Below are 22,799 nucleotides of genomic sequence, written 5' to 3'. Positions count from 1 at the left end.
TTTTGTGCGGGCATATGGGATGGCTAATTGAGGATGGCTCATGAAACCAGCAAACACATAAATAAAGACTTTGTTTATGGCTTGGGGGAGTGATGTTAAAGAAATCCACACAGTTTGTTGTATGTAAAGGCTTATTGTGTTTGCCTTTGCTTTTGGGCAATCAGGTATTTGCCAAAGTCATTTCCGAGGACTTTCGCGGTGCCACCACCAGCCACAATTGGATTTTTCCGAAAATTGGTGGTTTACACAGTTCTTCATCCTCGGCCGCGTTTGCGCGCCGCCCCAATCAAGCCTGTCTGACGGCGGGGGATGGCAAAGGCACAGGCTCAATTACCCAAGCGGGCAAACCGCCGCGCTGTTCATCGCGCAATGACACTACCGGCAACGGGGCTTTGCGTTTAACCCCGGCGGATTTATACCAATCTGGTGGCATTGTGTCTGATTTTACCTTTGCCACCGATGAGGGCGTCGAGATTTCGTTTACCACTTATACCTATGGCGGCACTGGTGCGGATGGCATGTCGTTTGCCTTGATTGATGGTGCTGCGCCGATTACGTTGGGTGGCTTGGGTGGGGCACTCGGTTATAGCTGCCCGGCCACAGGTTACAATGAGCGCGGCAGCGGCATGCGTGGGGCGTATTTGGGTGTGGGCATAGATGAATGGGGCAATTTCTTAAATCGCAATGACAACAGTGGCAATGGCCCATTCGGCAATACCAATGCAGGCTATATCGGCATCAGAGGCAAGGGCGACATCAATCTGGAGTATTTGAATACCTTAGACAGGTCATTCTTTCCTTTGAATTCGATAGGTGAAAACCGCAGTGTGTCCTTGTGTAAAGATGGCAGGGTCAGTGGCAGCGGCAAAACGCATACCTTGGCAAGTTTGCAAGTCGACAATTACAAAGTCATAGACTATGTCAAATTGCCGTCTAATATGCCGATAGGCTCCAAAGCCAATAACCGCAGTCAGGCGATACCAATCAATTACCGTTTGAAAATCACCTCTGAAGGCTTGTTAAGCTTTTGGTGGAGCTACAATGGTGGTGCTTACCAACCGCTGTTAATCGACAAAAACATCATCAGCAGCAATGGCAAATTGCCCAGTTCTTTTCGCTTTGCCTTTGCCGGTGCCACCGGTGGTTCCACCAATAACCATGAGGTGACGTGTTTTAAAGCCGCACCGGCCAATTTGTCCATAGGCACTTCGCCTTCCAATACCCCAGATGGGGAATTCAGAACCGACACTCAGGTATTCAGCGCTTATTACAATTCCAATTACTGGATAGGCAATTTTACCGCCACTACCTTAACCAAAACCGCTCAAGGCGGCTTGGTCGCCAGCAGCAAGGCCAATTGGGATGGTGCTTGTGGTTTGCTGGGCGGTGCGTGTGCGGCCACCGACAGCGATGTCAGCCCATTATCGCCTGCCAACCGCGTGTTGTGGACCAGCAAGAATGGTGATGGCATTGCGTTTAAATGGAGCCAATTGGACAAAGAAACGCAAAAAATACTCGATACGGGCGACAATTTGGGTGAAGAGCGGGTGGCATATTTGCAAGGCGTGCGCACTTATGAAGGCAAAACCGTCGGCAGCGCCAGCACCGTATTTCGCGAACGCAAAGGCATCTTGGGCGACATTGTGCATGCTGGTGCGGCGGTAATCGGCCCGCCCAAAAAGAACCAGCAATACCAAAACACATGGCGTGACCAGCTTTATCCTGAGCTGAAATTGGCCGAAAACAAAAATGGTGCCCAGACTTACCAACAGTTTACCAAGGAAAATAATGACAGGTTGAATGTGGCTTATATTGGTGCCAACGATGGTTTTGTGCACGGTTTCAGAGCCGGAGCCTACGATGCCACGGGCAAGCGCTTTATCGGTAACGATGCCGCCAAACCCAATGATGGGCGCGAGGTGTTGGCGTTTATGCCCAATGCGGTATTAAAGCGCGTGCATGGGCAAACGCAAGAAGGCCTGAATCTGAGCAATACCCGTTATGCGCACAATTACTACCATGACTCTGCCATCGGCAGCGGTGATGTGTTTTATCAAAATCAGTGGCACACTTGGTTGGTGTCGGGTTTGGGCAATGGTGGCGCTACCGTGTATGCCTTAGACGTAACGCGCCCTGATTTTCATGCGGGCAATGCCTCTGAACATGTGTTGGGTGAATGGTCTTACGACAGCAAAGACAGTGTGTGGCAGTATTTGGGCAATACTTATGGCAAACCTGAAGCCGTGCGTTTGCACAATGGGCAATGGGGTTTTGTGTTTGGCAATGGTTGGTGTGAAGACCAAGATGCCGCCAATGGCAATTGCAGCAAAACCGCCACTGGCGAAGCGGGCATTTATTTGATGCTGGTGGACAGTGACAGCGGTAAAATCAAGTTTGAATTTTTGAATACCAAAACCGGCACGGCCAAATTGCCCAATGGTATCGCCGAAGTCACACCGGTGGATTTGGACGGCGACAACATCACCGACTTTATTTACGCCGGCGATACCTATGGCAATGTGTGGCGTTTTGATGTCAGCGCCAAGACCGTATCTGAGTGGCAAGCGTCTACCTCGATACGTAAGTTGTTTCAAACCCAAGCCAATCAACCCATCAGCAGCAAGATAGTGGTCACGCACGGCAACCGCGACAAACGGGTGATGCTTAATTTTGGTACGGGCAAGCGTGCCGCTGGCTATTTGGCCAAGCAAGATGAGTACATGAAGGCCACGCAAAGCCTGTATGGCATTTGGGACAGCCAATTGGGCCAGTGGAACAGCAAAAGCCGGGTGCAATACCGTGTTTTGACCAGTACCACTCTGCCCAGCCGTGCAAACTTGACCAAGCAAACCATGGACAGCAGCAATTTGCTCAGCCAAAACGAGGTGTGTTGGGCCGATGTGGCGGCCTGTAAAGGCAGTCCCAGTCATGGTTGGTATCGCGATTTGCGTTCTGAAAGAGTGGGCACGGTATTGCAATACGAGCAAGTGGTTTACAACCCAGCGGTGTATGAAACGGCGGTGTTGTTCAATACCTATATCGACGGGGTCAGCTCGGTGGCCACTTGTGAGCCGATAGACTCCAGTGGCATGACGTATGGACTGGATTACAGCACCGGCAAGGGTATAGACGATATGTTTGTGGGCACGAAAGGTGCGTATGCGATGCCGTATGGGGCGATGGGTGATGTGGTCATCATCGTGGTGGATGGCATTCCGTATCTGCAAGTCAAACGCAAAGATGGCACGCTGACTTATGTGGGCTTGAAAATACCGAAAGAGCCGACGACGCCGAGCTTCATTGGTTATAAACGCTTGTCGTGGCGTGAGATTTTCTAAATCCTAGGCTGCTCAACTCTGTTTGATTAATCTGTTATGGCAATATTGAAGCGGCCTGTAAACCTTTTACAGGCCGCTTGTGTCTTGTGCACAAGCATGGCTGTCTGCTTCGCAACAGCAGTGCCCATGCGCCTTGTTTACACTGAGTGCATCAGTTAACCAGGAGAGACTCACCATGATGCACACCCATCCCGAACACAAATACGCGCCTTATCCCGTGCTTGAGCGTCCGCAGCGCCGTTGGCCAAATCAGGTACTCAGCCAAGCACCGCGCTGGTGTTCCACCGATTTGCGCGATGGCAATCAGGCCTTGGCTCAGCCCATGGATGGGGCGAGCAAGGCGGAGTATTTTCAATATTTGGTGGAAATCGGTTTCAAGGAGATTGAAGTGGCGTTTCCAGCCGCTTCCAGCACCGATTATGATTTTGTGCGCTATTTGATTGAAGGCCAACACATCCCAGATGATGTGTCCATCCAAGTCATCACCCAAGCGCGGCCTGAATTGATAGAACGCACATTGCAATCGCTACTGGGGGCGAAGCAAGCGATAGTGCATGTGTACAATGCCACCGCGCCGGTGTTTCGCGAGCAGGTGTTTGGCATGGATAAACACGAAGTCATCGCTTTGGCCGTGGCGGCGGTGACGCAAATCAAGACGTGGTGTGATGCCCATCCCGAAACCCAGTGGACGCTGCAATATTCGCCAGAGACGTTTTGCATGACCGAATTGGATTTCAGCATCGCTATTTGCCAAGCGGTGCAGGAGGTGTGGCAAGCAAGTGCCGCCAGGCCATTGATTTTGAATTTGCCTGCGACGGTGGAAGTGAATACGCCGAATGTGTATGCCGACCAAATCGAAGCCATGATAGATGCCTTGGCCATTGATGCGCACACCACCATCAGCTTGCATCCGCACAACGACCGTGGCACTGGTGTGGCAGCGGCGGAGTTGGCCATGTTGGCAGGGGCAACGCGGGTGGAAGGCTGTTTGTTTGGCAATGGCGAGCGCACCGGAAATGTCGATTTGGTGACATTGGCGCTGAATCTGTACAGCCAAGGCATACATCCGCAATTGGATTTTTCCAATATGCGCAAAGCGGTGGCAATGGCGGAGAAAATGACGGCTTTGCCCGTGCATCCGCGCCATCCATATGCCGGTGAATTGGTGTTTACCGCATTCTCAGGTTCGCACCAAGACGCGATTAAAAAAGGCTTTGCTTGGCGCGAGATGCGGCCTGTAAACCTGTGGCAAGTGCCGTATTTGCCGCTAGATCCACAAGATGTGGGCGCCACTTACGAGGCGGTCATCCGTGTGAACAGCCAATCGGGCAAGAGCGGCGCCGCGTGGATTTTGCAGCAAAACCACGGCTTAATCTTGCCTGCCTATGTGCAAAAACACTTCAGCCAGTGTGTGCAAGCGCACACCGAGCAACACGGCCAAGAAATCAGCATAGCCGCGATTTGGCAGTTGTTCCGTCAGCAATATGGTTTGCACGCTGTACCAACTTGGCGCGTACAAGACTATGTGTACGATGCCGAAAGCGGCGTGCTACAAGCGCGTGTGCACACAGAGCACGGTTTGGAAAGCTTGGTAGGCAAGGGTAAAGGCATGATCGCGGCGTGGGTGCATGCTTTGTCAACGTGGCGTGAGCAAGACGTGAGCGTGTTGCATTACGATGAGCACAGCTTGGGGCAGAACACCCACAGCCAAGCCGTGGCCTATGTGGGCTGTCAATTCGATGGCGGCGCGCCTGTGTATGCGGTGGCCATAGAACAAGATGCGAGCAAGGCGGCGCTGCAAGCGGTATTGAATGCGGTGGTTTTGCAAGCGCCAGCGCTTAAAGCGGCAGTTTGAATTCGGCTTGGTATTCGGATGGCGTTTGCTGCATATAGGATTTGAACATGGTGGCGAAGGCGCTGGCATTGTCGTAACCGACGGCGATGGCAGTGTCCATCACGCTCATGCCTTGCACCAAGTAAGACAAAGCCGTCAGCAAGCGCTGGCGGCGCAGCCATTCTTGGAAGCTTAAGCCGGTTTCTTGGCGAAAATAGCGGCTGATGCTGCGCTCGTTCACACCAGCCAATTGCGCCACATCGGCCAATTGCCACGGGAAATGCAGCCTGTCCAGCAACACATCGCACACGGCTTTAAGCTTGCCTTCTTGCGGCAAAGGCACATACAGCGCTTCTTGTTTTAAGGCACGCAATTCGTCCAAAATCAGCTCGCACACGCGCTCTTGCATGGAGTGGGGTTTTATGGCCTCAAAGGTGGCGGCGCGTATGATCAGTTCACGCAGCAAGGGTGACACTTGCGAGGTTTGCGGATGCGGAATCAAATCGGCGCGCGCCAACGGCTGCACAAACACGCTGCGCGCCGCCACATCGCTGAGCATTTCCAAGCGGTGCGGCGTGTGCGGCGGCAACCACACCGCATAGGTTGACGGCAGCATCCACACCGCTGCACGCGTGCGCACCCGCAGCAAGCCTGAAATCGCATATATCAATTGAAAACACGCATGCTCATGCCAATCCTCAACACTGTTGGCGGCATACTCACCGGCATACACATGCACGGCTTGGTTAGGCAATTCATTGGCGTAAATCATCGTGGTAATCGCTGGCTAGAAGGGAAACCCATCGTATGGGTTAGATTGTGGCAAACATCAGGCTCGCTGCACAAGAGCATAAGCACCATCAACATCACCTTGCTTGATTTGTTATAGCCGCTATCAACATCAATAAGCGGCCTGTAAACGTTTTTATTGTTTACAGGCCGCTTGTATTGGGTTGTTGCGACCCTGTTCTTTTTAAGGTGTGGGTGCCGACATCAAATGTCCGCCTTGTAGCTTCTCCACCAAAAAGTCGATGAACAAGCGCATGCGTTTGGGCAGGTGTTCTTGTTGGTAATACACCGCGTGGATGTGTTGGATGTGGGTTTCTATCTCGTTTTCAAACAAGGCGACCAAACGGCCGGCCTGTATGTCTCGCCACACCATGAATTCGGACAAACAGGCGATGCCATGCCCTTGTAACACCAATTGGCGCACGGTTTCGCCATTGGAGGCTTTGAGCACCGGTTTCACAGTGATGCGTTTGCCATCTATGGCCAGCGGCCAAGTGTTCAGGTGCGCAGGTTTGGTAAAGCCTAAAGTCGCGTGGCTGAGTAAGTCTTGTGCTGTGATGGGTGTGCCATGTTCGGCCAGATAGTCGGGGCTGGCCACGATATAAAGGCGGCTGGTGCACACCAGTTTGGAATGCAAACTGGAATCGCTGAGGGTGCCAAAGCGAAAAGCAATGTCGGTTTTGTGTTGCAACAAGTCTATCACTTGGTCGTTGCTTTGCAATTCGATTTCAATATTCGGATACATCGCTCGGAATTCGTGCATCAGCGGCACCAACACATGCAGCACAAACGGTGTGGCCGAATCCAAGCGGATTAAGCCGGCGGTGTCGCTGTCCGATTGCAATAACAAGTCTTCGGCATGGTTTAAGTCGGCGAGGATGCGCCTGACCTTGTCGACAAACAGCATGCCTTCTTGGGTGAGCTTCATTTTGCGGGTGGTGCGCTCGAGTAAGGTCACACCCAGCTTGCCCTCCAAGCGGTTGAGCGAGCGGCTGACGCCCGATGCGGTTTGCTGCAATTTGTCTGCCGCCGCCACAATCGAGCCGGTGTCGACCACGGTGATGAAGGCGTGCAATTCTTCTAAGCTGGATTTCATGGCAGTCATTCGTGATTCATACGCAAAAATATTTTGAGTGATTCGGTATTTTTTGGCAATAACAAACTGCGTATCCTTGCTGGCTGTATCCATTTGTCTGTTTGAATCGGCGACCAGTAGCCAGCTCAGGCGCGGCCATCAGATAAACCACAGTCGTTAACATCCCACCACATACCTCACAGGAATACAACATGAAACTCAATCTGCCCTTATGGGCTTTGGCCATAGGCGCGTTTGCCATCGGCACTACCGAATTTTCACCTATGGGTTTGCTGCCGAATATGGCCAGCGATTTGGGCGTGAGCATCCCCAGCGCCGGTATGTTGATTAGCGGCTATGCCTTGGGCGTGATGTTGGGCGCACCATTGATGACGCTGTGGTTTGGCCGCTTTGGCAAACGCAAGGCTTTGATGCTGTTGATGGCGATTTTCACCGTCGGCAATGTGGTGGCGGCGTTGTCGCCTTCGTATGCCAGCTTGATGGTGGCTCGCTTAATCACCAGTTTGAATCACGGCGCTTTCTTTGGCATAGGCTCGGTGGTGGCAGCCAGCGTGGTCGCGCCCGATAAGCAAGCCAGCGCCGTCGCCAGCATGTTCATGGGTTTGACCATCGCCAATATTGGTGGTGTGCCGTTGGCGACTTGGTTAGGACAACACATTGGCTGGCGCAGCGCCTTTGCCGCGATTGCGCTGCTTGGTGTCATCACCATCATCGCCTTATACCGCGCCTTGCCAGCGGGTACGGCGGCAGCCAAACCGAATGTGCGTGCCGAATTGAAAGCCTTGACCCGTTTGCCCGTTGTATTGGCTTTGTTGACAACGGTATTGGGCGCGGGCGCGATGTTTACCTTATATACCTATATTGCGCCAGTCTTGGCCGACTTGACCCACGCCAGCGCCGGCTTTATCACCGCCATGTTGGTGTTAATCGGAGTCGGCTTTTCCATAGGCAACCATTTGGGCGGCAAATTCGCCGATGTGTCGGTGGAAAAAACCGTGGTGGGCTTTTTGCTGATGTTGATGGTGGTGATGTTGCTGTTGCCGTGGTTGGCACAGACGCAAGTCGGTGCGGCACTGGCGCTGTTGTTGTGGGGTGTTGCCACGTTTGCCATCGTGCCACCGGTGCAAATGCGGGTGATGGCGGTGGCACATGAGGCGCCCGGTTTGGCATCGTCGGTGAACATTGGTGCGTTCAATTTGGGCAATGCGTTGGGCGCGGCTGCCGGTGGTTTGGCCATCAGCATGCATTGGGGATATGCCGCCGTATCATATGTGGGCGCGGCCATTGCAGCGGGTGCACTAATCTTGGTATATGTGCAAGCGAAATGCTTGCCTGCAACAGGGCATAAGCAGCATATCTGCCCATCTATATAACGAAAAGTTTGCTATGCATTGTTTAGTGTATTGCAACTAAATTAGTTGGAATGCATTACTCTAGAATAGTCTGTCTTGAAACTCACTATTGCGGCAATTTCAAGTTATGAAAGTGCGATACCATTGCTTGAATCTGTTTTTCATCTTGTTTGCTAAGTTAATAACACTAATATAGTTGGCCTCGGTAAATGGGTTTGGCATGCAGTTTGCATTATAAAAACAAAGACTTCGGCAGGCGGGTAACAGGCATTAAGCCTGTAATTAAGCTCTAAATATCCCGCCACTGAACTACCGTTTAAGCACTAAAGCTAACCGTTTATTTAGAGGTGAATGACATGGCAAACTTATTCCAAACCATCGCGACCAATATCCGCAGTGCATTGCCACGCAGTGTTAAGGCTTTTGAGTTATATGCACATGTGTATCCTCAGTATTCGTTCAGCGCCATTTCGGCATTGCATCAAAACGAGCAGCGCGTGACCGCCGATGTGTTGAGCGACAGCGTGTTAGACGAAACCTTGGATTTGTTGCAACAGTTGAAACAAAACGATTTGTTGCAAGGCAAGGTGTGGACGCAGTGCAAAATCAGTGTCGATGCTGACGCCGGTGTGACGTTTGAATTTGCGCACATTCCGCTCGAACACAGCCACCCCCATTTGTTTATGCAAGGCATAGAGGTATTGGCCGCGCAAGACTTGGATGCTTACGATGTGGACGAGGATGAATGGTTGGCGGTGAAAGACATGAATTTACAGGCCGCTGTGATGGCACCGGTGAGTGTGGCGTGCACACCGCAAAGCCAGTTTGCCGTCGCAATAGACTATGCCATCGGTCGCAATGGCATCGCGCAAAACACTGAACGTGCGTATGAATACTTTGAACGTTTGCTTAATTGTGAAGCCACCTCATTGGCCGCGTATTACAACTGGGCGGCGATGTGGGATTTGAACCCACAGTATGTGGAAGAATCGCAAATCGATGTGCGCACCATGCAAGCACGTGCCAAAAAATTCGACCCCGCCGCGCAATTTGTGTTGGGCTTGATGTACCAATCGGGTTACCAAGGTTTGGCCGCCAATATTGAACACGCCAAACAGTGTTATTCCAAAGCCGCCGAACATGGCTTTATCCCAGCCCAATTGCGTTTGGATGATTTGTGTGTCGACAGCGCCGGTTTAGCTCAGGATTGATTCGAGTTATCAGACCGCATATCAGTAAAGCAGAAACTTAGGTTTCTGCTTTTTTATTGTGCCGTTGTGGTGGTGTGAGGGGTGAGGCCAGCAAGAAGGTGCATACTATGTGAGGTGTTAATTAACACTTGGTTGATAAACAAACATGGCATAAATGGAGAAATAAGCGGCCTGTAAGCTTTTAAAAAGGTTTACAGGCCGCTTATAAACGATGTTTATATGAACCGAGAATTCAGATTTCCATCCGCACAATGGGCTAGGCAGGGTTTTACTAAACCAAGGTAATACTTGCCTTGGTCGAGAGACGCATAAATCCTAATGGTTAAAGGCTTCTCATATAGAAAAGCGGCCTGTAAATCCGTAATAGGTTTACAGGCCGCTTGTAGTGGGTTTGCATGTTTACTGCGTATGCAAACGCTTAATCAGCACAATGCGCTTGTCACCGTCTTACAAATCCAAAGTAATGCTGCTGCCTTTGGCGCGCGACACGCATATCATGATGGTTTTCTGGCTGGCTTTTTCATCGTCGTCCAAATATTGGTCGTAATGCTCGGCTTCACCGGCCAAAATCGCGGTTTCACAGGTGCCACACGCGCCTTCGCGGCACAGGCAATCGACGCTGATGCCAATTTTTTCCACTGCTTGCAAAATGGATTCGTCTGGCGCTACGGTAATGGTCTGGCCAGTTTGCGCCAACACCACTTCAAAGCCAGCGCCATCAGTGGGCATGGTCGAGGCGAATTGTTCCCAATGGATGTGTTCATCGCGAAAACGGGCACGGTTACAGGCCGCGATGGTGGCGTCGATCAAGGCTTTGGGGCCGCACACATACACATGCGTGCCCAAAGGCTGTGCTTGTACCAAGGCTTCCACATCCAAGTCTTTGCCGTCGCTGTTGACATAGCTGTGGCAGTTGGACTGATGCGAGCCGGCCTGTAAATCGCCCCACAATGCGCCGTGCTCAGGTGCGCGAAACGCATAATGCAATTCGTAATCGACGCCGCGCGCCGCCAATTCTTCCAATTGTGGGATGAACGGGGTGATACCGATGCCGCCAGCAATCAAAATATGGCGCTCGCCGCGTTCGGATAAGGCAAACAAATTCTTAGGTTCGGTGATGTGGATGTGGTCGCCCACTTGTACGGCATCGTGCATGTGTACCGAGCCGCCTTTGCCGTCCACGTCTTTGCGCACACAGATTTTGTATTCGGACAATTGCGCCGGCGAACTCATGAGGGAATAGGCATTCGACAATTTGTCGCTCATTTGCACAATGATGTGGCTGCCGCCAGTAAAGGCCGGAAAGTCGCCACCATCGGCTTTTTGAAACGTGAATTGTTTGATTAACGGCGTCAATTGTTGGATGTCGCTCACGACAACGTCCATCATGGTGTAGTGATTGGCCATGGTATTTCCTCTTCTTGCGGACTGCTGATTCTTAAGTGATGGCTTTGTAGCCATTTGCTGTTGCATGTAGTGTGTGTATCAAACCGCCACACACAGGTATTTGGTTTCAATAAAGTCTTCTATGCCGTATTTCGAGCCTTCGCGTCCCAAACCCGATTGCTTGACGCCACCGAAGGGCACGACCTCGTTGGAGATGGCGCTGGTGTTGATGCCGACCATGCCATATTCCAATTGGCGGCTCACGCGCATGATGCGCGACAGGTTTTCGCTGTACACATAGGCGGCCAAGCCGTAAATGGTGTTGTTAGCGGCGACGATGGCCTCGGCTTCATCATCAAATGCAATCAACGGTGCAACTGGGCCAAAGATTTCATCGCTGACCAAGGCCATGTCGGCGTTCACATTGCTCAATACGGTCGGCTCAAAGAAATTGCCACCGAGCGCATGCGCTTTGCCGCCAGTTAAGACTTGTGCGCCTTTGTCTAGTGCGTCTTGCAACAAGGTTTCGACCTTGCTCACGGCTTTTTGATTGATTAAAGGCCCGATGTTCACGCCCGCGTCCATGCCATTGCCCACTTGCAATTGCGCCACGGCGGCGGCAAATTTTTGCGCAAATTCGGCATAGACCGAACGGTGGATGTAAAAGCGGTTGGCGCAGACACAGGTTTGGCCGGCATTGCGGAATTTGGCAAACACCGCGCCTTGTACGGCTTTGTCCAAATCGGCATCGTCAAACACGATAAACGGCGCATTGCCACCGAGTTCCAGCGACATTTTTTTCACCGTGGCGGCGCATTGCTGCATCAATAAGCGGCCAACAGGGGTAGAGCCGGTAAACGTCAGTTTGCGCACTTCGGGATGCGAGGTGAGCACCGAACCGATGGCAACCGCATCGCCAGTGACCACATTGAGCACACCTGCTGGAATGCCGGCTTGTTCGGCCAGCTTGGCCAAAGCCAAGGCGGAAAACGGCGTTTCATTGGCCGGTTTCAATACCATGGTGCAACCTGCGGCCAAAGCCGGTGCGGCTTTGCGCGTAATCATTGCCAACGGGAAATTCCACGGTGTAATCGCCGCGACCACGCCTATGGCTTCTTTGCTGACCAACAATTGTTTGTCGGGTGACGGTGACGGGATCACATCGCCGTACAAACGCTTGCCTTCTTCGGCAAACCATTGCATAAACGAAGCGGCATACTTGACTTCGCCCAAGGCTTCGGCCAGCGGCTTGCCTTGCTCCAGCGTCATCAACGCCGCCAAATCGTCGGCGTGCTCCAACATCAATTGATACCAGCGCAACAATATATCGGCACGCTGTTGCGCCGTCAGTGCTTGCCACGGTGCCAATGCGGCATGGGCGGCTGTCACCGCTTGTTCGGTGGCAACAGCGCCTAAATTCGGCACGCTGCCGATGATGGCGCCAGTGGCAGGGTTGTCGACGGCAACGCTGTCGTCTGCAGCAATCCACTCACCATTGATGTAAGCGGCCTGTAACAATAAAGAGGTATTCATAATGCGCTACTCTGATAAGAAAGGCATGGCGCGAGCCATGCCTGTGTCCTCAAAACATCACGCTTGCGCGGCGGCAATCGGGATGACTTTGTTTTCTTTCGCCACTGGCAAATCTTGTTGGTAATACTTAGAACACAAGTGGTGGAAGTAAGCGATGCCATGCTCACTGATGCCAGACAAGGTATCGTCGGTCATGATGCGACCTTGGCCACGGTAGCCACGTGATTTCAGGCCGCGTTGCACGCTTTCTACCAAACCCAAATCTTCTGGGCGGAACACGGTGCGGTACCATTCAATCAAGTTTTGCTGTTCTTCGGTCAATTCTTCGTTCAAGAAGAAAATCTCGTAGTGTTGCACAGTGGTGTTGGCGTCTTTCGGGAATTCGTAAATCACCGTCATTTTGTCGCCACCTGGGTTCACATTGAACATGGTGCATGGCCAGGTCCAGAAGCCGCTGAATGACGCATCGGTGACCGATGGATCGAGCTTGAACGATTTTTCAGACGAGCGCGCATAGCCAAATTGCAAAGTCCAATTGCCGTGCATGGTGTGCCAGTATTTGTCCACTTGTACCGAGTCAGAGAAGCCTGGGTGAGCCGGGCCGCAGTGGTAGCATTCCATGTAGTTGTCGACGACGATTTTCCAGTTGGCTGGGGTTTCGGTGACAAAACGCGCCGCCATTTTCAAATCTTTGACGATGCTGGTGGTTTCGGCCAATTTCTTGGCAAAACCGCCCAATTGGTCTTCCACGCAAGTGGCGTTCGGGTCCATATTGATGAAGATGAAGCCGGCGTATTCTTCCACTTTCACCGGCACCAAGTTGGCACGCTCTTTGTCGAATTCGGCCACATGCTCGCAGTTGCGCGCCAAGGCCAAATTGCCGTCCAATTTGAAGGTCCAAGCGTGGTAAGGGCAGGTAATCACGTTTTTGGCTTTGCCGCTGCCTTGCAACAATTCATGGCCGCGGTGTGGGCACACATTGTAAAACGCGCGCAACACGCCATCTTTACCGCGCACAATCAAGATGTTTTCGCCGATGATTTGGCGGGTGATGTAATCGTTGGGTTTGGCCACTTCGCCGGCATGGGCCATGCACAACCATGTTTTGTAGAAAATCTCTTCTTTTTCATGTTCAAACACGGTGTCGCTGGTGTAATACGCCTTGGGCAAGGTGTAAGCCACTTCAGGTTTTTCGCAGAAATCTGCTGGCAGTTTGGCGATGAATTCCATGGTATTTCTCCTTGTTATGGTTGTTCGGTATTGCAATGGGTTAAGACAAATAAGGTTTACAGGCCGCTATCAATTGCTGGTACACAGACTTGACCGCGGGGCTGATGCGCATGGCTTTCAAGCAGCCATGCACCATGCCGATACCTTCTATGACAGCAACGGTGTTGCCGGCTTGTTGTAAGTTGGCGGCATAGCGCGCCACCGCCGTCTTGGCCGCATCGTACTCGGGCACAAAAAACACCGTCGGCACATGCTCTTGCAAGGCTGATGCTTCCGGTACGTGCAAATCGACCGTACCGGCGTAGTGTTGCCAAAAATAGCGGATGGACGCTTGGCTTAAAATTGGGTGTTCTTCAGCGCTGCTTTCCAACACCAAATTCGGGTTGATTGCCACCACCGCTTGGATTTCAGGCCGCTTGTGACTGCGGGCGATTTCCAAGGCCAACACCGCACCGGCATCGTCACCCATCAACATGCCGGCATTGGCGTTCAACTGCCATGCCGCCGCTTGTGCCAACACATGCTCGATGGCGGCGATGCAGTCTTGCTGGGCGGCGGGATAGGCTGCCTCAGGCGCCAGACTGTAGTCCACCGCAATCACGATGGCGTTCAAGTCTTTGCACAAAGGCGCGGTGATGTATTCATGCGAGTCCAAGCTGCCATACGTCCACATGCCGCCGTGCAAATACACCACCCACGGCCAACCTTGCTCTGGGGCAGGGCGTTGCGGCTTGTACAAGCGCAAGGCCACACCGTTGGCGGTTGCGGTATCGATGACGTCTATGTCTTCATCGATGGGCGGGGTATAGCTGTGACACCAAGCTTCATAAGTGGCACGTTTGGAATCAATGTCGTCGTCCGCTGGTTTGAACACGCTGTACCAGTGCACAAAGTAAGCCATATCATCGTCAAACTGATAGGCCGTGTGTGCGGGTCTCATGACGTTTCTCCATTTGACGTTGCTTTTGCTACATTCAAATCAGTGACCACGGCATTGGGAGTCACATCAGCTGTTGCAGCGGCCTGTAAACGCTCGGCTTCGGCCACATTGGCTTCATCGATTTTGTGTGCAGGCACATGGCCATAGTCTTGTTGCAACCATTTCACCAAGCCATAGGTTTGCACCAAGATGATGGCGATAAACGGTACGGCGGTAATCACGGTGGCGGCTTTCATGGTGTCTAGCGGTGCTTTCGAGAAAATCATCGCAATCGGCACCAAAGTCAGCATCACACACCAGAACAAACGGGTATTTGGCGATGGGTCTTGGCCTTCTTCCAAACCGCGGGTGCACGTGGCCGATACCGCATAACCAACTGCATCCATGTGCGCTGCCAAGAACACCACCATGATGATTAAGAAAATCCACATCATCAGTGTGCCCATAGGCAAGGTGCCCAATAATTGGCCGATGGCGACTTCACCCCCTTGTTTGCTGAGTATCTCCGGCACGTTGACGATTTGGTTGATGAAACCGTGTACGCTGAAGTTTTCAAACACGCCATACACAAACCACATGCCGATACAGCCAGCGATGATTACTGCCAAAATCACTTCACGGATGCTGCGACCTTTGGACACGCGGGTCACGAACAAGGCCACACCTGGAGCGTAAGAAATCCACCACAACCAGTAAAACACCGTCCACTCACGCGTGAACTTGCCATCGCCAAACGGGTCGGCAAACAAGCTCATGTCGACAAAATTGGTGGTCATCAAACCCAAGCTGTTAATGGTGTTGTTCATGATGAATTGGGTCGGGCCAAACACCAGCACATACACCGCAAACAAGACCACGCCGTAACACACAAATTGGCTCAAGCGTTTCATGCCATGATCCATGCCGATGTAAGAACTCAAGGCAAAGACGATGGACACCAGCAAGATGATGACCACTTTGGTGGCAAATGTGTTCGGTATGCCGGTAAGCAGCGACAAGATGTTGGTGAAGGTGACGGCTGTTAACACCAAAGAAATGGTCAAGGCGCCAAACATGCACAACATGAACAACAAGTCCACGGCACGACCGACCACACCGGTGGCTTTGTAACCAGTCACTGCCTCCACCATCGCAGCCAAACTCAAGCCTTTGTTTTTGCGCACATGGTAGTGGTAACACATGGAAATGGCGGCCAAGGCATAAATGCTCCAAGCGCTGGGACCATAGTGGAAAAAGGAATAGGCAACACTGAATTTCAAGGCTTCAGGTGAGCTCGGTGCCAGATTTAAACCGGGGGTTTGGTAGTAATACGCCCAGTCCAAAAAGCCCCAATACAAGGCGGACGAGCCCATGCCCGACAAGATAAACATGAATATCCATGTTGGCGTAGAGTATTCAGGTTTGCCTTCGCCCAATTTGATTTTGCCGTATTTGCTAAAAGCCAAAGACAGGCAAAACACCACTGATAAAAATGTAAAAATCAACACCGGCGCGGAAAAAGCCGTTGTCACCCAAAACAGTGCTTTCTCTGCCATGGCAATCGATTCCTTGGAATAAATTGCCAAACCTGCCACAGATGTAAACACCACCGCTAGGCTAAGGATAGCCAGCGGCTTATCGATGTAAGTCGCTTTCGTGTTCATGCGTGATCCTCTGATTCTGGATTTGTAGATTAAATTGTTATTGTTGTTTTTTTACAGGCCGCTTTTAGCTGCTCTGCAGGTATTGCGCGATGGTGCTGCCCACTTCTTGGGTGGAAGCACTGCCGCCCATATCAGGTGTTTTTGGACCTGAAAGTAACAGTTTTTCGATGGCTTGCATGATGTCTGCCGCCGCTGTTTGGGCGCGTTCATCTTGCTCACCTAGAAACTCCAACATCATTGCGCCCGACCAAATCATCGCAATCGGATTGGCAATGTTTTTGCCGAAAATATCCGGTGCTGAGCCGTGTACCGGTTCAAATAAAGAGGGGAAGTTGCGTTCTGGATTCAAATTGGCTGATGCAGCCAAACCGATGGTGCCGGTGCAAGCAGGGCCCAAATCGGACAAGATGTCGCCGAACAAATTGCTTGCCACCACCACATCAAAGCGGTTTGGTTGCAACACGAAACGTGCGCACAAGATGTCGATGTGTTGCTTGTCCATCGCCACCTCAGGGTATTGCGCGGCCATTGCTTCGGCGCGTTCGTCCCAATACGGCATGCTCACGGCCACGCCATTGGATTTGGTGGCAACAGTGATTTTTTTCTTGTCGCGGTTGTTCGCCATTTCAAATGCGTATTTCAAGATGCGGTCGGAACCATGGCGGGTGAACACCGATTCTTGCAACACGAATTCGCGTTCCGTGCCTTCAAACATGCGCCCGCCCACCGAGGTGTACTCGCCTTCGGTGTTTTCGCGTACCACATAAAAATCAATGTCGCCCGGTTCGCGACCGGCCAATGGGCAAGGCACACCAGGCAACAAGCGCACAGGGCGCAAATTCACATATTGGTCGAAACGACGGCGGAACTGCAGCAGCGAGCCCCACAGCGAAATGTGGTCTGGCACTTTGTCTGGCCAACCCACCGCACCGAAATAAATGGCGTCGAAGTTTTTCAACACCTCAAACCAGTTATCGGGTAGCATGGTGCCGTGCTCAAGATAATAATCACAACTCGCCCAATCGAATTGTGTGATTTCTAAAGCAATCTGGTGTTTGTCTGCAGCGGCCTGTAAGACTTTCAAGCCCTCTGGTAACACTTCTATCCCAATACCATCACCGGGAATAGCGGCAATCTTGTAGACTTTGTTCATGGGTTCGTAGCGTCCTTTATTGTATTTATAGTCAATGTAAGTATTTTGAATACCCACTTCGTTAGCGCAAACAGAGAATACCGCGAAATGGATTCAAGATAATTAAGAGAAACATGAATACAAAGGACACGAATCGTGAAGAATAAGCCGCAGATTTCTGATCTCGACGTTTTTTGTGTGGTTGTTGAAAGCCACAGCTTTGTCGGTGCCGCCTCAGAATTGGGCGTGTCGCCTGCATTCATCAGCAAACGCATTCAAATTTTAGAAAAAACCTTAGATTGCAAATTGCTTAACCGCAGCACCCGCAACCTCAGCCTCACCGAAGACGGCAAATACATTTACGAGCAATCGCGCCGCATCTTGGTGGACTTGGAATACATGACCGAAGCCTTGTCGAGCAAGAAAGACATGTTGGCCGGCAATTTGCACATCACCTGTGGCTTTAGTTTGGGGAGGCAATACATTGCGCCGCTGTTATCGCAATTGTTGGAAGAACATCCCAAACTCAAGCTGCAAATGAACACTTTGGACACACGCCAAAACCTGCTCAGAAGCAATATCGACTTGGACATCCGCGTCGGCAATGATTTGGACCCGAATGTCATCGCCCGACGTTTGGCGCCGAGCATACGCATCTTGTGCGCCGCACCGAGCTACCTACAGCGCAAGGGTGAACCCACAGGCTTGGAGGATTTGCACAACCACCAATGCCTGTTCATCAAAGAAACCGATTACCCGCTCGGTACTTGGAAACTGGAAAACCGCAACAAAGAACACACGATTAAATTGCGCCCACACCTGTCTTCCAATAACAGCGAAATCATCAAACTGTGGACGCTGCAAGGCCACGGCATCATGATGCATTCCTTGTGGGACGTGCTCGATTATTTGAAACAAGGCGAGTTGCTGCACGTGTTGCCAGACTTTTGGGAACGCGCCGACATCTTCGGCGTTTACCCCGCGCGCTTGACCCAATCGTCCAAAGTCAAAGTCTGTTTGGACTATTTGGAAGCAGAATTGGTCGGCATGTTGCCATTGGAAGAAATCGAAGCGATTACGCAGTACAGTTACAATCCGTATTAATCGGCATTTAAAAGCGGCCTGTAAACCTTCACAATGGTTTACAGGCCGCTTGTATGTCTTGTCATGAGTTTTGGCACTGGTTAATGGTTTCAAACCATGGTTGGCGTGTTAGCATGGCCTGATATGGATGCTGCAGATGTCTTTGTAGCTAGGACTCAGCAAGATTCAACACAGAATGTGAACACCGCGTGCATAAGGAGTGACACCATGATGACTTGGCTGTTGCGTTGGTGGCTGCACAAAAACCACCCACATCACAAACACACCCATACCACTCACACGGCCAGTCATGAGCAACACACGACTGCCAATCCGCATTCCAACCATCACCACAGCGATGCATCCCATACTTACTCGTCTCATTGTGATGGCGCATCCGCTTCTGACAGCGCTGCTTGTGATTCGGGTTCGTCGGGTGGTGGTGGGGAATGATGAGTAGGACAACTGGTTGTGCGTTTACCGATGTGGAAATACATGGCTCGATAGAGATGCAGCAGTATTAGCACACCATGTTCGCGGCCTTGATGCATGGCGTGGGTAAGGCAGCGTTGCTGTTATCTATTGGGTATCCAGTACTCAGTGTGTGTTGATTCAAGGCTCAGAAAAAAAGCGTATCATGAGTGGCAGCCGCCATGTCTTGATAAAACAAGTAGATGCGGCCAAATGGGTCTTTCCCTTTATTTTCGCTTGAAAAGAGTTTTCCATGCTTTGACTGATTTCCAAATATGCGCTCACGGCGGCGATGGTGGTGTTGATTTCTGAAGTGGCCAAACGCAGCGACCGTTTGGGTGGCTTGATTGCTGCTTTGCCGTTGGTAACGGTGTTGGTATTGATTTGGATGAAGTTAGAAGGGCAAAGCGCGCAAAAGATTGCCAACCATGCGTGGTACACATTTTGGTATGTGGTGCCGACGCTGCCGATGTTTCTAGTGTTTCCCTTGGTATACCCATCTTGGGGCTTTTGGCCAACGCTCATTGCGTGTTGCGCTTTGACGGTGGTGATTTTTGTCATTTGGGCGAGTGTGTTACAGCGTTTTGGCATGGTGTTGATGTGAGGCGTTAGCAGTAGCGATATTAAAATGCCGTAAGGCTTAAATGAAATGTCAGGCCGCTGTGGTGAATCACACAGCGCCGCTTATGAATGTTAAGGATACAGACTAAACATGTTGGTGATTTACATAGATGCCGATGGCTGCCCCGTGAAAGAGGAAGTGTACAAAGTGGCCAAGCGCTACCAATTGCCGGTCAAAGTGGTGGCCAATCATTACATCAACGTGCCTCTGAACCCCTTGTTTGAACAGGTGGTGGTTGCTTCAGGCTTGGATGAAGCGGACAACTGGATTGCCGAGCGCATTGAAAAAGACGACATTTGCATTACCGCCGACATTCCTTTGGCCGATCGCTGTTTGAAGAAACAGGCGCGGGCATTGAATGTGCGTGGCGAAGTGTTTAGCGATGACATGATAGGTCATGCTCTGGCCATGCGTGAATTGATGCGCGAATTAAGAGAGATGGGACAAGTCAGCGGCGGGCCTGCGCCGTTTGCAGCGCGCGACCGTTCGGCATTTTTGTCCAGTTTGGACCGCATCATCCAAGCGATTAAAAAAGAAGCGCAGCGCTAACATTATCATTGGACAGAGCACAACATTATCCAAGCTGTCCCATTGATGCGCCATTGCAAAGTGTTTCTTCGGTGTTTTGCCGCCTTGGTTTGCCAACACAGGTTTCCCTACACATTGTTTGCCCCCTCGTTTACTGCTTTTTCTGCTGGAGATGAAAACGCTTAGCCGCTTTCTTGTCGCCACTGTCAGCGATTAATGCCTGCTATTCCAAACGACTACACTCTCACATGAATCTCACTCATGCTTAAATGAAATTAAATCATTTTCATTCATGGCTTAACTTCGGTACAAACCTATCTTATGCATTTGCACAGCAAAGCTTGGTCACATCCAAGCGGATGAACAGCAAGCTTCGCTGTGCAAATTAAATGAGATTTGATTTGAGAAGAATTAGGGCACCCAATGACAATGAATACCGCGTTCACATTTGCCATTAAGCGCATTTGTTTTGACGAAAACTACCATCCAGCAGACAGCACCCGTCTGACCACCAATTTTGCCAATTTGGCGCGGGGTGAGAGCCGCCAAGAGAATTTGCGCAATACCTTGCGCATGATGAACAACCGCTTCAATGATTTGGCACATTGGGACAATCCTAAGGGCGACCGCTATTCGGTGGAAGTCGAAATCATTTCTGCCGATATGGACATAGACGGCAAAGGCGATGCATTTCCAGTCATCGAAATGTTGAAAACCACCATTGTTGATCACCACAACAACGACAAACGCATTGATGGCTTGGTTGGCAACAGTTTCTCATCGTATGTGCGCGATTACGATTTCAGCGTGTTGTTGTTGGAACACAGCAAACAGCAAGCCGTGTTCAGTGTGCCCGATAATTTTGGTGATTTGCATGGCAAATTGTTTCAATCTTTGGTGCATTCTGACGCGTATCAAGCGCAGTTCAGCAAAGCGCCGGTGATTTGCCTGAGCGTGTCCACCAGCAAGACTTACCACCAAACCGACAACCAACATCCGGTTTTGGGGGTTGAATATCAGCAAGATGCCTATTCCTTGACCGATGAGTATTTCAGCAAAATGGGCTTAAAAGTGCGCTATTTCATGCCTGCCAACAGTGTGGCGCCATTGGCATTTTATTTTGCTGGCGACTTGCTCAGCGATTACAGCAATCTGGAACTCATCAGCGCCATCAGCACCATGGAAACCTTCCAAAAAATCTACCGGCCTGAAATCTACAATGCCAATTCGGTGGCAGGCAAATGCTACCAACCAAGCTTGGAGTATCAGGATTATTCGCTCACCCAAATCGTGTATGACCGCGAAGAGCGCAGCCAATTGGCGGTGAAACAGGGCAAGTTTACTGAGGAACAGTTCATCAAGCCTTACCAACACACGTTGGAACAATGGGCGAAAAACTACACCACTAAGCAATATGCCACGGCATAAACACACACATAAAGACGACACATGATGAAAATACTGTTACCCACTTCCACTGCTGGTAGCTTGCCAAAACCTTCTTGGTTGGCGGAACCTGAAAAACTGTGGTCACCTTGGAAATTGGCCGGTGAGGAATTGCTGGACGCGAAACAAGATGCGCTGCGCCTGTCTTTGCAAGAGCAGCAATATGCGGGCATAGACATTGTCAGCGATGGCGAACAAACCCGCCAACATTTTGTCACCACGTTTATCGAACACCTAGAAGGAGTGGATTTTGAGCACAGAGAAACAGTGCGCATCCGCAATCGCTATGATGCAAGCGTGCCGACGGTGGTGGGCGATGTGGCGCGCAAACAGCCGGTGTTTGTGGAAGATGCCAAATTTTTGCGCAGCCAAACCCAGCAGCCAATCAAATGGGCGCTGCCTGGGCCGATGACCATGATCGACACTTTGTACGATGGTCATTACAAAAGCCGCGAAAAATTGGCGTGGGAATTTGCCAAAATCCTCAATCAAGAAGCCAAAGAATTGGAAGCGGCCGGTGTCGACATCATCCAATTTGATGAGCCAGCATTCAATGTGTTTTTCGATGAGGTCAACGATTGGGGTGTGGCCACATTAGAGCGGGCGATTGAAGGCTTGAAGTGCGAAACCGCGGTGCACATTTGCTACGGTTACGGCATCAAAGCCAATACCGATTGGAAAAAAACACTGGGTTCGGAATGGCGCCAATACGAAGAAGCCTTTCCGAAATTGCAACAGTCTAAAATTGACATCGTGTCGTTGGAATGCCAAAACTCGCGCGTGCCTATGGATTTAATCGAGTTAATCCGCGGCAAAAAAGTGATGGTAGGCGCCATTGATGTCGCCAGCCACACAGTAGAAACCGCCGAGGAAGTGGCCAATACCTTGCGCAAAGCCTTGCAGTTTGTCGATGCCGACAAGCTGTACCCGTCGACCAATTGCGGTATGGCACCGTTGCCGCGCCAAGTGGCACGCGGCAAGCTCAAAGCTTTGAGTGACGGCGCTGCCATCATTCGCCAAGAATTGACGGCGTAATCGCCATTGTTGCTGTATGGCTTAAGGGCTGCCGCTGTGATGAGGTGAATTCATTGCAGCGGTGGCTGTCCTTATTGCACCGAAAAATCGCCATATCTCTTGTGCAAATGCCTAAAGCTTAGCCGCATGA

The 22,799-nt window shown here is 51.2% G+C and carries 18 protein-coding genes; 10 read left to right on the top strand and 8 right to left on the bottom strand.

What is annotated here, in order from left to right; translation table 11 throughout:
• The first annotated feature begins 92 nt into the window (after positions 1-92).
• Positions 93-3,338 carry a pilus assembly protein gene (locus BN3003_RS18260; RefSeq protein ID WP_058358036.1) on the top strand — a complete coding sequence of 1,082 codons (3,246 nt, stop codon included), beginning with the start codon at positions 93-95 and terminating at the stop codon, positions 3,336-3,338.
• Positions 3,339-3,513: 175 nt separating this feature from the next.
• Positions 3,514-5,193: a 2-isopropylmalate synthase gene (gene leuA / locus BN3003_RS18255; protein WP_199822610.1), complete on the top strand. Its 1,680-nt coding sequence runs from the start codon at positions 3,514-3,516 to the stop codon at positions 5,191-5,193.
• On the opposite strand, the gene BN3003_RS18250 is transcribed toward leuA, so the two are convergent.
• Both BN3003_RS18250 and BN3003_RS18245 read right to left on the bottom strand, forming a co-directional pair.
• Positions 5,177-5,944 carry an AraC family transcriptional regulator gene (locus BN3003_RS18250; RefSeq protein WP_058358035.1) on the bottom strand — a complete coding sequence of 256 codons (768 nt, stop codon included), beginning with the start codon at positions 5,942-5,944 and terminating at the stop codon, positions 5,177-5,179. The two genes, leuA and BN3003_RS18250, sit on opposite strands and share 17 nt — an antisense overlap.
• A 201-nt stretch (positions 5,945-6,145) precedes the next feature.
• Positions 6,146-7,057, bottom strand: coding sequence for a LysR family transcriptional regulator (locus BN3003_RS18245; protein ID WP_058358113.1), 912 nt, complete (start codon positions 7,055-7,057; stop codon positions 6,146-6,148).
• Between the two features lie 191 nt (positions 7,058-7,248).
• On the opposite strand from BN3003_RS18245, the gene BN3003_RS18240 reads away from it, so the two are divergent.
• Entirely contained in the window at positions 7,249-8,430 is a 1,182-nt protein-coding gene (locus BN3003_RS18240) for an MFS transporter (RefSeq protein ID WP_058358034.1), read from the top strand.
• A 335-nt stretch (positions 8,431-8,765) separates the two neighbouring features.
• Positions 8,766-9,620: a tetratricopeptide repeat protein gene (locus tag BN3003_RS18235; RefSeq protein ID WP_058358033.1), complete on the top strand. Its 855-nt coding sequence runs from the start codon at positions 8,766-8,768 to the stop codon at positions 9,618-9,620.
• A gap of 447 nt (positions 9,621-10,067) precedes the next feature.
• Here BN3003_RS18235 and BN3003_RS18230 read toward each other — a convergent pair whose 3' ends face one another.
• The 6 genes from BN3003_RS18230 to BN3003_RS18205 all read right to left on the bottom strand — a co-directional run bounded on the left by BN3003_RS18230 (position 10,068) and on the right by BN3003_RS18205 (position 17,505).
• Positions 10,068-11,027: a PDR/VanB family oxidoreductase gene (locus tag BN3003_RS18230; RefSeq protein ID WP_058358032.1), complete on the bottom strand. Its 960-nt coding sequence runs from the start codon at positions 11,025-11,027 to the stop codon at positions 10,068-10,070.
• Between the two features lie 78 nt (positions 11,028-11,105).
• The gene (locus tag BN3003_RS18225; protein WP_058358031.1) at positions 11,106-12,539 is read right to left on the bottom strand and encodes an NAD-dependent succinate-semialdehyde dehydrogenase; all 1,434 of its coding nucleotides are present in this window, start codon (positions 12,537-12,539) and stop codon (positions 11,106-11,108) included.
• A 57-nt stretch (positions 12,540-12,596) separates the two neighbouring features.
• Entirely contained in the window at positions 12,597-13,769 is a 1,173-nt protein-coding gene (locus BN3003_RS18220) for an aromatic ring-hydroxylating oxygenase subunit alpha (RefSeq protein ID WP_058358030.1), read from the bottom strand.
• A gap of 40 nt (positions 13,770-13,809) precedes the next feature.
• Positions 13,810-14,709, bottom strand: coding sequence for an alpha/beta hydrolase fold domain-containing protein (locus tag BN3003_RS18215; protein WP_058358029.1), 900 nt, complete (start codon positions 14,707-14,709; stop codon positions 13,810-13,812).
• Positions 14,706-16,352 carry a BCCT family transporter gene (locus BN3003_RS18210; RefSeq protein WP_082625729.1) on the bottom strand — a complete coding sequence of 549 codons (1,647 nt, stop codon included), beginning with the start codon at positions 16,350-16,352 and terminating at the stop codon, positions 14,706-14,708. Before BN3003_RS18210 ends, BN3003_RS18215 begins: the two co-directional genes overlap by 4 nt.
• Before the next feature lie 64 nt (positions 16,353-16,416).
• The gene (locus BN3003_RS18205) at positions 16,417-17,505 is read right to left on the bottom strand and encodes a tartrate dehydrogenase (protein ID WP_058358028.1); all 1,089 of its coding nucleotides are present in this window, start codon (positions 17,503-17,505) and stop codon (positions 16,417-16,419) included.
• 135 nt (positions 17,506-17,640) lie between these two features.
• Here BN3003_RS18205 and BN3003_RS18200 point away from each other — a divergent pair, with 135 nt between their 5' ends.
• From BN3003_RS18200 to BN3003_RS18175, 6 genes are all read left to right on the top strand, one after another.
• A complete protein-coding gene (locus tag BN3003_RS18200; protein ID WP_058358027.1) occupies positions 17,641-18,588 on the top strand; it encodes a LysR substrate-binding domain-containing protein in 948 nt (315 codons plus the stop codon).
• Between the two features lie 207 nt (positions 18,589-18,795).
• Positions 18,796-19,020 carry a hypothetical protein gene (locus tag BN3003_RS18195; RefSeq protein ID WP_058358026.1) on the top strand — a complete coding sequence of 75 codons (225 nt, stop codon included), beginning with the start codon at positions 18,796-18,798 and terminating at the stop codon, positions 19,018-19,020.
• Positions 19,021-19,300: 280 nt separating this feature from the next.
• A complete protein-coding gene (locus BN3003_RS18190; RefSeq protein WP_324609312.1) occupies positions 19,301-19,642 on the top strand; it encodes a DUF3147 family protein in 342 nt (113 codons plus the stop codon).
• A gap of 108 nt (positions 19,643-19,750) precedes the next feature.
• Positions 19,751-20,209, top strand: coding sequence for a YaiI/YqxD family protein (locus BN3003_RS18185; RefSeq protein WP_058358025.1), 459 nt, complete (start codon positions 19,751-19,753; stop codon positions 20,207-20,209).
• A 402-nt stretch (positions 20,210-20,611) separates the two neighbouring features.
• Complete coding sequence (locus tag BN3003_RS18180) at positions 20,612-21,616, top strand: DUF1852 domain-containing protein (protein ID WP_234333129.1); 1,005 nt, start codon at positions 20,612-20,614, stop codon at positions 21,614-21,616.
• Between the two features lie 21 nt (positions 21,617-21,637).
• Positions 21,638-22,669 carry a methionine synthase gene (locus tag BN3003_RS18175; protein WP_234333128.1) on the top strand — a complete coding sequence of 344 codons (1,032 nt, stop codon included), beginning with the start codon at positions 21,638-21,640 and terminating at the stop codon, positions 22,667-22,669.
• The last annotated feature ends 130 nt before the right edge of the window (positions 22,670-22,799 follow it).

Origin of the sequence: Vitreoscilla massiliensis (genome assembly GCF_001457815.1) — a bacterium.
GTDB lineage: Bacteria > Pseudomonadota > Gammaproteobacteria > Burkholderiales > Neisseriaceae > Vitreoscilla > Vitreoscilla massiliensis.
This window is presented reverse-complemented; position numbering and strand designations above follow the sequence as displayed.

Coding starts and splice junctions, on each gene's coding strand:
- BN3003_RS18260 (WP_058358036.1), top strand. CDS start 93: ATGTTAAAGAAATCCACACAGTTTGTTGTATGTAAAGGCTTATTGTGT.
- leuA (WP_199822610.1), top strand. CDS start 3,514: ATGATGCACACCCATCCCGAACACAAATACGCGCCTTATCCCGTGCTT.
- BN3003_RS18250 (WP_058358035.1), bottom strand. CDS start 5,944: ATGATTTACGCCAATGAATTGCCTAACCAAGCCGTGCATGTGTATGCC.
- BN3003_RS18245 (WP_058358113.1), bottom strand. CDS start 7,057: ATGAAATCCAGCTTAGAAGAATTGCACGCCTTCATCACCGTGGTCGAC.
- BN3003_RS18240 (WP_058358034.1), top strand. CDS start 7,249: ATGAAACTCAATCTGCCCTTATGGGCTTTGGCCATAGGCGCGTTTGCC.
- BN3003_RS18235 (WP_058358033.1), top strand. CDS start 8,766: ATGGCAAACTTATTCCAAACCATCGCGACCAATATCCGCAGTGCATTG.
- BN3003_RS18230 (WP_058358032.1), bottom strand. CDS start 11,027: ATGGCCAATCACTACACCATGATGGACGTTGTCGTGAGCGACATCCAA.
- BN3003_RS18225 (WP_058358031.1), bottom strand. CDS start 12,539: ATGAATACCTCTTTATTGTTACAGGCCGCTTACATCAATGGTGAGTGG.
- BN3003_RS18220 (WP_058358030.1), bottom strand. CDS start 13,769: ATGGAATTCATCGCCAAACTGCCAGCAGATTTCTGCGAAAAACCTGAA.
- BN3003_RS18215 (WP_058358029.1), bottom strand. CDS start 14,709: ATGAGACCCGCACACACGGCCTATCAGTTTGACGATGATATGGCTTAC.
- BN3003_RS18210 (WP_082625729.1), bottom strand. CDS start 16,352: ATGAACACGAAAGCGACTTACATCGATAAGCCGCTGGCTATCCTTAGC.
- BN3003_RS18205 (WP_058358028.1), bottom strand. CDS start 17,505: ATGAACAAAGTCTACAAGATTGCCGCTATTCCCGGTGATGGTATTGGG.
- BN3003_RS18195 (WP_058358026.1), top strand. CDS start 18,796: ATGATGACTTGGCTGTTGCGTTGGTGGCTGCACAAAAACCACCCACAT.
- BN3003_RS18185 (WP_058358025.1), top strand. CDS start 19,751: ATGTTGGTGATTTACATAGATGCCGATGGCTGCCCCGTGAAAGAGGAA.
- BN3003_RS18180 (WP_234333129.1), top strand. CDS start 20,612: ATGACAATGAATACCGCGTTCACATTTGCCATTAAGCGCATTTGTTTT.
- BN3003_RS18175 (WP_234333128.1), top strand. CDS start 21,638: ATGATGAAAATACTGTTACCCACTTCCACTGCTGGTAGCTTGCCAAAA.